The 14,904-nt window shown below is 40.4% G+C and carries 14 protein-coding genes; 3 read left to right on the top strand and 11 right to left on the bottom strand.

The annotated features are described in order from the left end of the window. Positions 1–651 precede the first annotated feature (651 nt). From clpB to rluD, 3 genes are all read right to left on the bottom strand, one after another. Positions 652–3,225, bottom strand: a complete 2,574-nt coding sequence (gene clpB, locus AAEU28_RS09340) for an ATP-dependent chaperone ClpB (RefSeq protein WP_421963858.1) — start codon at positions 3,223–3,225, stop codon at positions 652–654. An 88-nt stretch (positions 3,226–3,313) separates the two neighbouring features. Continuing rightward, complete coding sequence (gene pgeF, locus AAEU28_RS09335; RefSeq protein ID WP_421963857.1) at positions 3,314–4,048, bottom strand: peptidoglycan editing factor PgeF; 735 nt, start codon at positions 4,046–4,048, stop codon at positions 3,314–3,316. A 3-nt stretch (positions 4,049–4,051) separates the two neighbouring features. Continuing rightward, positions 4,052–5,029 (bottom strand): 23S rRNA pseudouridine(1911/1915/1917) synthase RluD, encoded by a 978-nt coding sequence (gene rluD / locus AAEU28_RS09330; protein ID WP_138483764.1) that lies wholly within the window; start codon positions 5,027–5,029, stop codon positions 4,052–4,054. A gap of 123 nt (positions 5,030–5,152) precedes the next feature. Here rluD and AAEU28_RS09325 point away from each other — a divergent pair, with 123 nt between their 5' ends. Further along, positions 5,153–5,926 carry an outer membrane protein assembly factor BamD gene (locus AAEU28_RS09325; RefSeq protein WP_138483762.1) on the top strand — a complete coding sequence of 258 codons (774 nt, stop codon included), beginning with the start codon at positions 5,153–5,155 and terminating at the stop codon, positions 5,924–5,926. Positions 5,927–5,981: 55 nt separating this feature from the next. On the opposite strand, the gene glnB is transcribed toward AAEU28_RS09325, so the two are convergent. Beyond that, a complete protein-coding gene (glnB, locus tag AAEU28_RS09320) occupies positions 5,982–6,320 on the bottom strand; it encodes a nitrogen regulatory protein P-II (protein WP_130256575.1) in 339 nt (112 codons plus the stop codon). A gap of 141 nt (positions 6,321–6,461) precedes the next feature. On the opposite strand from glnB, the gene AAEU28_RS09315 reads away from it, so the two are divergent. Both AAEU28_RS09315 and AAEU28_RS09310 read left to right on the top strand, forming a co-directional pair. Further along, a complete protein-coding gene (locus AAEU28_RS09315; RefSeq protein ID WP_421963856.1) occupies positions 6,462–6,998 on the top strand; it encodes a GspH/FimT family pseudopilin in 537 nt (178 codons plus the stop codon). 70 nt (positions 6,999–7,068) lie between these two features. Further along, a complete protein-coding gene (locus AAEU28_RS09310; RefSeq protein WP_421963855.1) occupies positions 7,069–7,608 on the top strand; it encodes a GspH/FimT family pseudopilin in 540 nt (179 codons plus the stop codon). Here the strand turns inward: AAEU28_RS09310 and AAEU28_RS09305 are convergent. From AAEU28_RS09305 to AAEU28_RS09275, 7 genes are all read right to left on the bottom strand, one after another. After that, positions 7,605–8,021, bottom strand: coding sequence for a type IV pilin protein (locus AAEU28_RS09305; RefSeq protein WP_421963866.1), 417 nt, complete (start codon positions 8,019–8,021; stop codon positions 7,605–7,607). The two genes, AAEU28_RS09310 and AAEU28_RS09305, sit on opposite strands and share 4 nt — an antisense overlap. After that, complete coding sequence (locus tag AAEU28_RS09300) at positions 8,011–11,097, bottom strand: pilus assembly protein (RefSeq protein WP_421963854.1); 3,087 nt, start codon at positions 11,095–11,097, stop codon at positions 8,011–8,013. Before AAEU28_RS09300 ends, AAEU28_RS09305 begins: the two co-directional genes overlap by 11 nt. Before the next feature lies 1 nt (position 11,098). After that, the gene (locus AAEU28_RS09295) at positions 11,099–11,578 is read right to left on the bottom strand and encodes a pilus assembly protein PilX (protein WP_421963853.1); all 480 of its coding nucleotides are present in this window, start codon (positions 11,576–11,578) and stop codon (positions 11,099–11,101) included. Continuing rightward, complete coding sequence (locus tag AAEU28_RS09290) at positions 11,566–12,555, bottom strand: PilW family protein (protein WP_421963852.1); 990 nt, start codon at positions 12,553–12,555, stop codon at positions 11,566–11,568. Before AAEU28_RS09290 ends, AAEU28_RS09295 begins: the two co-directional genes overlap by 13 nt. 1 nt (position 12,556) lies before the next feature. Beyond that, a complete protein-coding gene (gene pilV, locus AAEU28_RS09285; RefSeq protein ID WP_421963851.1) occupies positions 12,557–13,114 on the bottom strand; it encodes a type IV pilus modification protein PilV in 558 nt (185 codons plus the stop codon). 99 nt (positions 13,115–13,213) lie between these two features. Further along, positions 13,214–13,879 carry a LytR/AlgR family response regulator transcription factor gene (locus tag AAEU28_RS09280; RefSeq protein ID WP_421963850.1) on the bottom strand — a complete coding sequence of 222 codons (666 nt, stop codon included), beginning with the start codon at positions 13,877–13,879 and terminating at the stop codon, positions 13,214–13,216. Next, a complete protein-coding gene (locus AAEU28_RS09275; RefSeq protein ID WP_421963849.1) occupies positions 13,876–14,901 on the bottom strand; it encodes a sensor histidine kinase in 1,026 nt (341 codons plus the stop codon). The genes AAEU28_RS09280 and AAEU28_RS09275 overlap by 4 nt, the downstream gene beginning before the upstream one ends. Positions 14,902–14,904: the final 3 nt, after the last annotated feature.

The raw sequence follows: 14,904 nt of genomic DNA, 5'->3' as shown, positions 1-14,904 counted from the left end.
CTTCAAACCATGCTCAATGAATTCTGATTTTGATTCTTTCGAATCGAATTGACTATGAAGTCACTCAGTTACATTTGAGACTCTAAATTTTTTGCTCCTGAATCAAGAGCTGTTAGAACTCAACCTGTACGAGTGCCCACACAGATGATTGCTTCATATTTTTAAAGAACATTCCGGTTACCGGAGTGCGACTAAGCTTTTGCTTGCCGCCGCAGCCTTGCTGCGAAGTGGAGCGCCATAATAACGACTTCACTTTTTATGTCAACACTTAACTTTAATCTTTTTCTTAAGAGAAAGTTTAAAGCTAAGTTTTATTTGACTCGACATCGTCTTGATTTGCTTTTCAGCGTCTCGCCCCGTGTCAGTGGGGTCGCATTATAAGGAGAGCAGAAAATTACGCAACCCCTTTTTTAAAGAAAATTGTAAAAAACCAACTGTTCGCGTGTATTTTAAACGAAACGCCTGTTTTCCGACATTTTCTGTACAAAAAGAAATCAAAACGAAGTAAAACTACAATATTTAAGTCATATAACCACCCCCTAATCATTCAGGGGAATTTAAGTATTGTCGATACGGAAGATAATGCAAGGAAGAAAAAGAAATAAATTTGGGCACGCATATAAAATGAATGCCCAATGTTTAGTCTGCTTATTACTTTGTAAATGTAATAACGTCGTTATCTACCGTTACTCTAATTTTATCACCTGGGAGAAATTCGCCTGCCAATAGTTTTTGCGCTAATGGGTTTTCAACATATTGCTGTATTGCACGCTTTAGTGGTCTTGCACCAAACACTGGGTCAAAGCCATGTGCAGCTATTTTATTTAACGCTTCAGGTAGCAATTCAAACTGGTAACCTTTTTCAAATAATCTGGCAGTCAATTTATCTAGTTGTATATTCGCAATCTCTTTAATATGTTCATCGATTAAAGGATGGAACACGACGGTTTCATCGATACGGTTTATAAACTCAGGCCTAAACTGAGTAGCAAGGACGCCCATCACCTTTTCTTTTAATGATGAATAGTCATTTTGACCAGCTTGCTCTTGGATAATGTCAGATCCTAAGTTTGACGTCATAATGATAACTGTGTTTTTAAAATCAACAGTCCGGCCTTGACCATCAGTTAAACGGCCATCATCTAAAACTTGCAGCAATATATTAAACACATCTGGATGTGCTTTTTCTACTTCATCTAATAACACAACAGAATAAGGACGACGTCTCACCGCTTCGGTTAAATAACCTCCTTCTTCATAACCGACATACCCCGGAGGGGCACCGACTAACCGTGCAACTGAATGCTTTTCCATAAATTCGGACATATCAATGCGAACCATGGCTTCTTCAGTATCAAACATAAAGTTTGCTAGCGCTTTTGTTAACTCTGTCTTACCGACACCTGTTGGGCCTAAGAATAAAAATGAGCCAATCGGACGATTTGGATCTGCAAGGCCTGCTCTTGAACGGCGAATAGCATTTGATACCGCATTTACCGCTTCGTCTTGACCTATTACTTTATTATGTAATTCATCTTCCATCTGAAGGAGCTTCTCTCGCTCACCTTGCAGCATCTTAGCAACAGGGATCCCTGTCCAACGTGATAAGATTTCTGCAATTTCGTCTTCACCGACTTGATTCTTTAACAAACTCATTTCTTGCATTTCAGCTTGAGACGCAAGATCTAACTTTCTTTCTAATTCAGGAATTCGTCCATACTGAAGCTCTGACATTCTTTGTAAGTCACTGGCTCGACGCGCAACTTCAAGGTCTAATCTCGCTTGCTCTAGCTCACCTTTTATTACTTGCGTGCCCTGTAAAGATGCTTTTTCGGCATTCCACACTTCATCAAGTTCTTTATACTCACTCTCTAATTCTGAAATCAGACTCTGCATTTCAGTACGACGCTTTTGACTTGCTTCGTCTTTCTCTTTCGCCAGTGCATTGTCTTCAAGCTTTAGCTGAATAATTTTTCTTTCTAATCTATCTAGTTGCTCTGGTTTAGAATCAATTTGCAGGCGAATAGAACTACCTGCTTCATCAATTAAGTCAATGGCCTTATCTGGAAGTTGTCTATCTGAAATATAACGATGGGAAAGGTTCGCTGCAGCAACGATAGCAGGATCTGTGATATCAACAGAGTGATGAAGTTCGTAACGCTCTTTTAAACCACGTAAAATAGCAATTGTGTCTGAGACACTTGGTTCACTCACAAATACTTTTTGGAAACGTCTTTCTAGCGCAGCATCCTTTTCAATATATTGACGATATTCATCTAGAGTAGTGGCCCCCACACAATGTAACTCACCTCGGGCAAGTGCTGGTTTTAACATATTGCCTGCATCCATTGCACCGTCAGTTTTACCCGCACCTACCATAGTGTGGATTTCATCAATGAATAAGATCACTTGTCCTTCTTCTTTTGCCAGTTCATTTAGAACGGACTTTAGGCGCTCCTCAAATTCACCACGATATTTTGCACCTGCTACCAGAGCGCCCAAATCAAGAGAAAGAACACGCTTGTTTTTAAGACCCTCAGGTACTTCTCCATTAATGATACGCTGAGCTAAACCTTCAGCAATGGCTGTTTTACCAACGCCTGGCTCACCGATTAGAACTGGGTTATTCTTAGTACGTCTCTGCAGTACTTGTATTGTGCGTCGGATTTCTTCATCGCGGCCAATTACAGGATCTAGTTTGCCCTGCTCTGCACGCTCAGTCAGATCAATAGTGAATTTTTCAAGAGATTGACGTGTGTCTTCAGCATTTGGGTTATCGACTTTTTGACCACCTCGAATAGCTTTTATAGCTTGTTCTACTTTCTTTTGAGTTAATTGTAACTCTCTTAAAATTTGACCTAATTCGCCTTTATCTTCACACGCAGCAAATACAAATAACTCACTCGATATATATTCGTCTTTGCGCTTTTGAGCATATTTATCACACAAATTGATAAGAGAAATAAGTTCATTGTGAAGTTGAACATCTCCACCGATACCTGAAACCTTAAAAATTTTATCGATTGATTTAGTCAGTTTATTATTTAACTCGTCAGCACTGATCCCTGCTTGCGCTAATAAAGCTCTTACACTTGAACCATTTTGCTGAAGTAGTGCATACATCAAATGCACAGGCATAATAAATTGATGGTCTCGGCCTAATGCCAGTGATTGCGCATCGGAAAGTGCTGCTTGGAATTTACTTGTGAATCTATCTAAACGCATGACGTCTAAACCTTTATAAAAATAATCTAGTTACTTTATGGGTATTCAACAGGTATTGTTCAAGGCTATTTTAAAGTTTTAATTTGATTTATTTGCGCCAAATCAAGGTCGCTAATCGCCCCGTAATTGCATCTCTGCGGTAGGAAAAGTACTTTGTTGGCATAGAGTAGGTGCACTCATACTGACTGTATATTCGAGTTACTCCTAGCGAAGACAACTGTCGTTTTGCAATAGAAAAAATATCAGCTAAAAATTTTTGATTTTGTAGCTCTGTAAAGTCATCAATATGTGATGGATTCATGCGTGTAAAAGCATTCACAACATCTGAACCCACTTCAAATGCAGTAGACCCAATTGCTGGGCCTAACCAAGCCGATATTTGTTGATTCGGTGCGGTAAACTTCTCAATAGTTTTCTCAATAATATTGCCAGCGAGAGGCCGCCAACCACCGTGAACAGCAGCCACTTCGTTTCCATTATTACTCGCTAACAAAATTGGCAGACAATCAGCAGTCATAATTGCCAAAGGTTGCGCTTTTAGTTTTGTATAAAGCGCATCGGCTTTTGGCCTATCAAATACCTTCTGCTCTGTAACAGAGTTTGTTACCTCTAACACATTGGCACTATGAACCTGATCTAACCAAAATGGTGGGCTTGGTAAAAACTCATTTAATACTCGATGATTAGCCAAAACCGCATCTTCGTCATCACCAACATGAAACCCAAGGTTAAAACTCGAATAAGGAGGTCTAGAACAACCTCCTAAACGTGTAGTTTGAATACCACCGACAACTTGGTGTAATGGCCAATCAACTAACTGCATATTCTAATAGACTAAATCGGGGTTAGCTTTCGTATCATCACGTAACGCCTGGGTTAGAATTTGCATATCTTCAGGAACAGGGGCTTCCCAAGTCATTTGCTCTCCCGTAATTGGGTGCGCAATACTCAATTTAATTGCATGCAGCGCCTGACGTTTAAAGTCTCTTAGCTGTGCAAACAATTCTGGTGTTGCATTGCGAGGAGGGCGAGGGCGGCCGCCATATAATTGATCACCTACTAGCGGATGCGTTAAATAAGCCATATGAACACGAATTTGGTGAGTACGACCTGTTTCTAGTCTTAAGCGTAAACGTGTGTGCGCTCTGAACTTTTCTGCAACGCGGTAATGCGTTACGGCAGGTTTGCCCATTTCATGAATAGCCATATGCGTGCGTTTTGTTGCATGACGACCTATTGGCTTTTCAACCATGCCACCGGCAGTCATTGTACCATTACAAATCGCTTCATATTCACGGGTAAAGTTATCACGTTTTTGTAGGGCTTTAACAAGATGTGTTTGGGCTTGGATGGTTTTTGCAACAACCATTAAACCTGTCGTGTCTTTATCTAGACGATGCACAATACCCGCTCGTGGCACATTAATGATATCCGGGTGATGATGTAATAAGGCATTTAATACTGTGCCATCTGGATTACCAGCACCTGGGTGTACCACTAGCCCCATAGGCTTATTGATAACAAGGATGTCATCATCTTCATAAACAATGTTTAGGTCGATGTCTTGTGCTTCATATTCACGTGGCGCTTCTATTTGCGTCTCGATGGAAATTAACTCCCCTCCTAACAGCTTTTCTCTTGGTGTCGATAAGACCTCACCATCGACAGTGACTTTTTCATCTAAAATCCAAGTTTTTATTCTTGAACGTGAAAAATCAGGGAACATTTGCGCCAAAATTTGGTCTAGACGTTTACCGCCTAATTCAGTTGGCACTTCGGCTTGAAGAGAAATTTGCTCAGACATCTGTTAGTTTACCTAAATTACCAGTGCAAGCTTAGCTCGACTGGGTTAGAATCGCATAAATGCATAGTTTACTCGGTTTTGCCATCTTGGCCTAGCCGAAGACACCAAAGGTAGTAAAATAAAATGATAACTAAATTAGGGAAACGCGCCTTTGCCATCCTAGTCAGCACTTCTTTTCTAGGTCTTGCGGCATGCTCTTCTGCACCAGAGCAAGAAGATATCGAACGTGTGCCGAATAAATCAGCACAAGCACTCTATGAAGATGCTAAATCAACTTTAGACTCTGGTTTATATGCTCGCTCTATTGAGTTACTGGGTGCGTTAAATTCTCGTTATCCATTTGGCCCTCATGCACAGCAAGTACAAATGGATCTCGTTTTTGCCTATTACAAAACAGGTAACACTGATCAGGCACTTGCAACAATCGATCGCTTTATTCGTCTAAACCCAAATCATAAAAACTTAGACTACATGTATTTTATGCGTGGCTTAGTTAATATTCAGGCTGATAAGAATGCCTTTCAAGAATACTTCGGCATAGATAGAGCTGACCGTGATGCAAGTCGCACCCGTGTTGCTTTCCAAGATCTTTCAACTTTAGTAGATAGCTACCCTGAGAGCCCATATGTACCTGAAGCAAAAAAACGCTTAGTATGGCTTTTAAATAAAATGGCTCGTTACGAAATTAAAGTAGCTGAATATTATTTTGAGCGTGAGGCCTATTTAGCTGCAGCTAACCGTGGTAAATATGTTGTGGAACACTTTTCCCAAAGCAGCTATTTAATCACAGCACTTGAGATAATGGAGAAAAGCTATGCCAAGCTTGGACTTGATGAGTTAAGCAAGCATGCACAGCAGACGCGTTTATTAAACGAGCAACAGCGACAAATAAATTAATTTGCATTAATAAACAATAACGGCGCTCTTTGAGCGTCGTTATTGTTTCATCTCATTAAATAGCTTCTTCGTCTTCTTCACCTGTTCGGATACGAACAACGCGTTCAACTTCAGTCACGAAGATTTTACCGTCACCTATTTTACCTGTCTGCGCTGTTTTAAGAATAACTTCGATCGCTCTATCAACATCTTCGTCAGCTAAAACAATATCTAGTTTCACTTTAGGCAAAAAATCGACCATATATTCCGCACCACGGTATAGCTCTGTATGGCCTTTTTGACGACCAAAGCCCTTCACTTCACAGACTGTCATACCTGTAATGCCTATTTCAGACAAAGCTTCACGAACATCATCGAGTTTAAAAGGTTTAATTATTGCTTCTATTTTTTTCATGGTGTTTTATTTCCTTAGCGAGTGAGTCGATTTTAGACAATCCCACTATTCATAGCAAACAAACTCGTTGCAAACTATTGAGAAAAAGCTTCATAATGCAATATGCTACAATTGAATAATTGCTCTTTTCTAGGCGTCAATATGAAACATCGTGGCTTCACGTTATTAGAACTGCTCATCACTATTGCGATATTAGCCATCTTAGTGACCTTGTCTTTTGCCGGTAATACAGATCTGAATGAAAAAACACGTGCAGAGTCTTTTATGCTTGAGTTGAAAAGACACATCACATTTGCTCGAGCAAAAGCAACAACCAGCGATGAAATCGTGATCTTGTGTCCTGTCGATGCGAAAAAACTCGCTGCAAACGAAAATCTCACATGCATCAATAACTGGAAGAATAACCAGATCATTTCATTTATTGATAAAAATAATAATGGCACATATGAAGTCGCAAGTGATGACTTACTTCGCGTTATGGATAAGCTTATAGCAAATGACAACCTAAAAGCACCAGATACGCGTTTAAGGTTTGATAGTAGTGGTCGTGTTGTGAATACAAACGCTGGTCAATTTATCTATTGTCCTTTAAATCAAACTGAACATGCCAAAGCGCTGACACTCACCGTCGGTGGGACTGCACTATACAACGGTGATAGCAGCACCGGCTGTTCATAAAACAACATTGACAAACTCATACTTTATTCTATATTTATATCCACAATTTAATCTTATTAAGGTTGCAAGGATGGCAGCTAGAAACTCACTTAATCACGCTCGAGGTTTAACTCTAATTGAGTTACTCGTCACCTTATCTTTAATCGTTATTCTTACTTTTTTGGCGGTGCCTTCCTTCAATAGCGTTTTACACAAGAATAGACCTGAAGTGGCCCTTAAACAGATAAAACGGCAAATATTTCTGTCGCGAGGCTATGCCATAACCCACGATAAATATATTAGTTTTTGTGGCTTAGTTCATAATAAGTGCCATAAAGACCTTTGGCATGAATCATTAACCAGTTTTGTCGATACCAATAGAAACCATGTACTCGATGCCGATGAAGAAGTACTCTACGTCATTGACCGTATTAATATCCAAGATGAATTATCATATCCAAGACATGCCATTACATTTAAGCCCGATGGTAGTTTAAAAGGGTTAGCAAATGGTACGTTTGTCTATTGTGCATTTGACCTTAAAGGCAAACCCACTGGACTTGAAATGAGTATTAACAACGCAGGTCGAGCAAGGATGAGGGATACCAGAAAGTGTAAGGAGCGCATTTAGCGCTCCCAGCAATCATCCGTATCACTAGTACCTGTAGAACCTTTAACTCCTGTATCTGTAATGGTAAACGTAGAACAAGCAGTATCACCAGCCACTGCACCAGAAGCTGCTGTTGCCGTGATTGTAAATGATGTGCCTGTGTCAGGCACCTCTACTGTAATGGTAAAATAACCATTTTCACTCTTAGATGGGACATTTATTAAGCTCAAATCATCTGCATAGCTTCTATTATCAGCATAGTACTGCTCTTGTTTATTGGCAGCATCTAAAAGTAATACCATTGCATCTGAGCGCGCAGCTCTCTTAACGTACTCCGTATACTGAGGATAAGCGACAGAGGCTAGGATGCCCGCTATCGCAACAACAATCAGCATTTCGAGCAAGGTAAAACCCTTTATATGATTACTTTTCATCATGATCCTCTCGTTTGTAAATATACATTTGCTTTGTCGTAATACCATGTACTTCATTACTCAAAAATGTTGGCTGCCCCGCGCTATTGAGTGTTGGTAAGGGCCCCGCTACTTTAGCACTTAAAAATGGCTCACTCGGTTTACTACCGTCAGGACCTTTCCCTCCTGTAGAGTCAGTACTCTTTAATTCAATATTTAAACGGCCTGTGCTGCGTTTATAACCCCCTTCTGTTTCTGATTCTTTATGGTAAAGGATCACAGGTGTACTGGGGACTTCTCTCTCAGTGTCATACCTTATCTTCTGGAATACACGCGCACCATAATGTAAATGTAAGGCATATAAAGAACCACCGCCACTGCCTACCGAACATTGGTCTATCGTAGTATCTAAGTGTGGTGTGAACGAAGTAAAGTAAGCAATACCACCTACGACAGTTGCTTTTGCTAACGACTTCTCTCCGGCCCTAAGTTGATATTTCCACCCTTTAAGCGCACCTAGTTCCGCTTCTTTTTCGTAAAAAGCTTGTTTAGACGTTGCTTTGTAGAAAGGTTCATCTTTTACTTGCATAAGCTGGCTATGGTAAATCGTATCTGGTATCTCATCACCTTGGTATGAGCGTGTTACCGTGTTTTCATCACGTATCACATAGAGCTGGTTATTCACTGTTTTCTCTAGTGGACTTGCTCTATTACCACTGCCTATAATAATCGCTTCATAGGGGACTTCTCTTCGTGTTGTATACGAGCCATTGTTGGTTATCGTCTTGGTGACTTTACTAAAGAAAGTACGAGCAACTAATGGTTGATAAAAGAAGCGTCTATCATCTCTGTCTTTCGAGCCTGCTAACTCTGCAAATTTAAAGTGGGTCCAAGGATTTTCAGTGTCATTTGGTTTATCTCTTGGCATATCAACCCGCCAAATGTTACCGCCAGTATCTGCTGCATAGATTCTATCTGTAAACCCATCGTAATCCGAGTCCATGAGTGAAACATCTGCTGCAATACTATGGAGGCCTTGAAATTTACTCGCTTGTTCGGTAGTAATACTTGGACCACCCGGTGTCAATGACCAAACTAAATCGCCACTCTCAGCGTCAACAATAAATAAACCTCGACCCTTGCTATCTTTCGTTTTAGAAATATTGTCTTTATTGGTATCGTAGCCTGCACCAAAAATCACCACAGGCTTTTCTTTTTGTGAACGAATGTATGTCACGAAAGGCTTTGACCATGACTGACCTAACTCTTCAAAGCCTGTTTTTTCCGGTGTTATAGGAGCATTCCATAACATTTTTGGTGTATCGGGACTCGTTATATCTAAAGCGTAGTAGGCGGTTCCACCTCTTCTGAGACCGAAAAACAGCCATACTTTATCTGTACCATTAACAATATTATCTCGGTTAATATCTTTATGGAAAACGGTTATTGGACCATCAACACCATAAAGCTTAGTTCCATCCTGCTTATTCATTAGCGGCTTATGAATATCGAGCAACTGACCCGGTAAGAACGCCCAACTTTCATTTACTGTATTGCCATTATCTTTGAAGGCATGCAAAACACCGGAGTTAGTGCCAACAAAAATACGGATATCATTATTGCCATAATCCATGGTGACCGGTTTTGAGTGTAGAGGATCGCCAAAAATATCCTTTCTCATATCAGAGTCACTGTTTTCATCTAACTCATCAAACCCAGATATCCATTTCATTAAGGTTTTTGTCTCAGTGTTAGTCGATGTTCCAAACTTCTCTCTTAACTTAGCGGCTCCAACTGCGTCTCTCGCTTTACGCCATTTAAATAAAACCAAACTACCGAGCCCAAAATCAGAGTATAGTTTTCGGGTAGTTTGCTTAGATAACTGATAATTCACACCACCTTGCTCGATGTTATTTCCATCTTTCGAACCAGGTGCAGACCAAAAGGTTGTCGCGTTTTTACTGATAATGCCATCTTGTGCATCGAGCGCAGGCTGATTCGACATATCAATAATTTCACCGTCTTTCACCTGAAGCTTTTTTAGGTTACCTTTCCAGCGAGTGTGTTTCTCAGGTAAAAACATGGTGTAGTAAAGAGAGTTACCGCTCTGTGTTTGATCTGAGCTATTCATTGATACTGAAGGAGATACAAAGCTTGAGTTTCGCTGATTGATATCACTGATTATTTTATTAAAGTCTTCTTTTAATTTTTTTGCTGTATCTGCTTGATAGTATTTTCCGCCTCCAAATGCAGCTGTTTGCCTTAGAATATCTTCACCAGCATCACTCATTCCCTTTCCAAAACCTATGGTGTAAATATAAGCAGTGTCTTTTAAATCTGATGTATTCGGATAAAGGTCCACTTCAACAGGATCACTACCACTTCTACCATGCATCGCTTCTGCAAGTGCTGGCATATAGTTATTTCTGATAACAGGCACTGTTTCCCCATAAGTCCCTTTATGTTTCCAATAAATACTATTATTCGCATCACTATCCGCCGAAGGGTCGCCATCCGTCATTAAAATAACATTCACTGAGCTATTACAACGCTGCTCTCCAGCTACAGGCACAAATGGAGAGATATAGTTGCTTCCCGACTCTATATTTGTATCTCGACCGGACGAGTAATAATCTGCATATTTGCGAGCGCTGCCCGTCAAATAAAGATAAGCTTCCCAGAGCGTTTCACTAAGAGGCGTACCACCATTTGCTTCCAAAGTGTTAATCTTACTTTTAATATCAGAGCTACTCGAACCAATCCCGGACAGTACATAACCACCTTGATTATCTCTGTTAAAACGCATCAATCCGAAATCGACGTTCGGGTTATCGTCTATTAACCCTGTGATGGCATCTTTCGCAACGCCCAGTCGGTTATCAGAACATAGTATCCACCTGCCATAGTAATAATCATACCCACAGTCATCACCTGTAACACTCGAAAAAGCCATACTGCCCGAAGTGTCAAATACAATCATCACCCTAGGCTTTTCTTGAATATCGATATTATGTTTAACGAAAAGCTCTATATCTTCAGCTTTTGTAGTAAAGGCAATCATCGAAGCTATAAGGCCAAAAAGTACGTTATGTTTCATCTTAGCTGCCCTCATTGTGACTAATGATTTCTTGACCAATCCCTATAACCACAGTAATTGTATGCTTATTCTTAGAACCGTAAGTTATAGTTGACTCCATTTCCGTGAGGTTACATGTTAAGCCATCTGTATAGGCGAACTGCCTTGGGCAATGTAATTCCATTTCGCCATTATTCAAATTTTTAAGTGTATTCGTCATATGTGAAGGAGTTGAGGACGAACTCATATCCATACCTCCATCAGGCATTTGTTGGCGCTTGAGTGTAAATCGATTGTTAGCACTAGTTCCTTCTGCAACTATGAGTTTATGGATCTCACCAATAAGTTCGGTTTCAGCCTCTGCACGCTCTTGTGCTGCATTGGTGATTTTTAAATCGATACTACTGCTACTCATTAAACTCACAGCAACTGCTGTGACCGCGACTATCATGATCATGGCAGTAATGAGAACAACACCTTTCTGATTTTTTACATTCGCCATGCTGTAGACCCCACATTATTCAAACGGATTGTCGTTGTAAAAACGGTTCGCCTGTAATTATCTGTAAAAGTATGAACTCGCTTGTCATCATCTAGTCCGAGCGTATAAGTTTGACTTTCTAACTCTAAATCGGCATCAGCCTCTAAGGACCTGACGAGTAAAAACACCTGAACCGTTAAAATACCGTTGGTGTTCTCCCAAAGTTCTGCGGTCATGGCCTGAGTACTGCGGTAAGTATCCACTTTATTATCTGAGTCACTGTCTATACCAAACACCATGCGCATATCTTCAATGCCTTCCATGATTGGCTCAGTCACTAAGCCACCATTTTCAGTTAACCTTTTACGCATTAGAACAGGCACAACTATGTCTCTATTATTAATTTTTAAGGTTTGTTCATTGATATAGTAAACGTGGTGACTATATGGCCATAACGTCGCGTTTACTGTAGGTAATGGGTTTTTAGCAGCATCCCCGGTTATAAACTGTGCTTTTTCTTGCTCAGCAATAAAGTAATATCGATTCGTATTTGTGATTGTCTCAGGTGTCATCTGACGCCCTTCAAGAAACTTTAACTGAATAACGTTCGTGTCTTCCTTCGAGTCGTCAATACAGCCTAGCATTTCGTTGCCATCAGACACTTCTGCAAATATAGGTCGAAAGTTTGTCGGGGTGGTATCAGGAAAACTGCCGTTATTTAACCCGCCAAAACAATCAGGATCAGGGTTTGATTCACTTACCGTGTTATCTACTGAGAATTCAGCCTCATAAAATGTGCCCCAAAATCCTATCTGCTCTATATCTCTTCTTAAAATAGATAGAGTTAGGCGACCTGTTTCTTGCAACTCACCAATTGCCATCGTATCTCGAGTAGTGGCTTTCATGCTCACATAAGTCGCAATGACACCACCTAAAATTAAGAAGCCAATGAACATAGAAATCAGAAATTCTAAAATAGTGAAACCTTTCTGCCTCATTTTATCCTCTGATCAATAAGTAACTATCTAGTTTTACTAAACGACGCCTGTCATCGACATTACCGCACTGTATGTCTTTAGTCGCATCGGACGCTTTAAAGTCTTGCCTACCGCGCCATGAAACAATGACGCTCACATCAAATCCCATGCCTGCAGTATTTGCTACTGGCGTAATATTGATACAGACCGTCGCTTCGTCCAAAGACCCTGTATTTTCTCTTGCTCTAATCGCTGCCTTCCAGTTTTCAAGATCTGTTCTGGCAATATTCTGTGCGCTACATACATCTGTATAACAATCATCTCGAGGGCTTAAATCTGTGTCGCTACTGAACGTTTGTTTGTACAAGGACACGATATCTGCAGTATCATTTGACCTGATCCGCTGCATAATATCTTCACCCAGCGAAATTGCAGCCGCACGTTGCATAGAGTCAAAACTGGCTTTTTTGGCTTGCGCCTGTAAAGCTACAGCGCCTAATAACCCAAAGCTCAACACCATAAATGCGATTAGCACTTCAAGAAGGGTGAACCCTGATTGTGTTCGATTGATAAATGGCATACACAGTCAAAAACGGTTTATGATTTGTGCATTGTTAAAGAGTTACTTACTAGAAGCAATTTTTGAAAGGATAAGCGGTTTTTATTTCTGACAAACGGTCTATAAATGATTTTTTATTGCAGAATAAGCACGGCGGCTTACCGCTAACTTTTCTGAATGGTCAGTTAAACTAACCAGAATTCCTGAATGTGTATGTTCGAGTTGCTTTATGGACTTTGCCTTCACTAATGTGTTTCGGTGAATTTGTACAAAATGCTCAGGGTAAAGAGTCAGTAGCTTTTTAAGGCTTAAATCAATTGTTGCATCTCCTCCTTGGAAGTAGATCTGCGTTAACTTATCTTCCGCTTTAGCCACTACCACATCATCAACATCAACCCAACGGGTTTGATTTCCTACTTGATACTGAATGCGAGGGTTAAATAAGCGCGCTAAAAGTGAAAACAAATCCGATTGACTCACAGGCTTAACCAAAAAACCTGCTGCAAACACATTAAAAGCTTGCAAAGCAAATTCACTGTGGGCGGTAACAAAGATTATTTTTAAGTCACGATATTTATGATTAAGTATTTCAGCCGTTTTAATACCATCAAGCCCTGGCATATTGATATCAAGAAACAGCAACTGTACTGAGTGTTCTTTTATAGCCGGCTCAACCTCATCGCCAGAGCCTACTTGTGCAACACACTCATAATGTGGCCAGGCTGATAGCAAGCGTATAATTCTTGCTCTTGCTAAAGGCTCGTCATCAGCGATGATGTACTTCATGCTTTAGCTCCAATGGGAATACGTAACTCTGCCACGAACTTATCTTGATCAATTGCCGTTTGCAAACTTGCACTATTTCCAAAATGAAGCTCAATCCGAGCTTTGATATTAGACAGGGCGATCCCCTGTCCTGAATGACTATTGCTGTCACGATGATTGATTGGATTAGTTATCTTGACAACGATTTGCTCATCAACATCCAGAATAAACACTTCAATTTGGCTTTTATTGCCACTTGGCTCGATGCCGTAATTCACTGCATTTTCAAGTAAAGGCTGAATCGATAAAACCGGCACTTGGCTTGCCAAGTTGCAAGAACCAATCTGCCAAATAACTTCAAACTTATCACTAAAACGCCATGCTTCAATAGCCAAATATTGCTTTGATAAGTTTATCTCATCTTCTAAGGTGGTTAACTGTTGAGTACGCATGGCAGCTTGCGATAAACGCGCAAGATTTAACGTCGCTTGCTCCGCAGCTTGAGGATCTACATGAGTTAATTCAGCAATCGTATTAAGGCTGTTATTTAAAAAATGCGGCCTTATACGAGCATGTAATGCGTCTAGCTCCACCTTTGAGAGCGTTTTAATCGTCTCTACTCGCTCAGCATAAATGCTCATCAAGTAAATGAAAAATAGCTGCATACCTAACCCCAACACACAGTGCTGAGTTGCCATAGTCCAATCAATTTGCCCTGCAATATAATGCTGTGATAATAAACTTAGAATTAAGGTATTTGTCTGAAAAATAGCTAAAATTATAAGGATTTCTGAATGGGAACTGAGTTTTGATAGCTGCGTTTTTAAGCCATAAACTACAGCCAAACTTGTCGTGCTGACAAGGTGAATAAATAGACTAATTAAACCTAGACGCTCCCATGCTGAGCCAACGCTCATCGGGGCAAAAGCTAACAAGGTTGCTAGTAATTGTGAGGTAACGAGCATGGCAAGTACACCACGCTCAGTCACCATAATAGGCAGCAATGCAGATGTTAAATCAGGCGATTTAAACCTTGCTGCCATAAG

This window comes from Pseudoalteromonas sp. SS15 (genome assembly GCF_049257195.1).
Lineage (GTDB): Bacteria > Pseudomonadota > Gammaproteobacteria > Enterobacterales > Alteromonadaceae > Pseudoalteromonas.
This window is presented reverse-complemented; position numbering and strand designations above follow the sequence as displayed.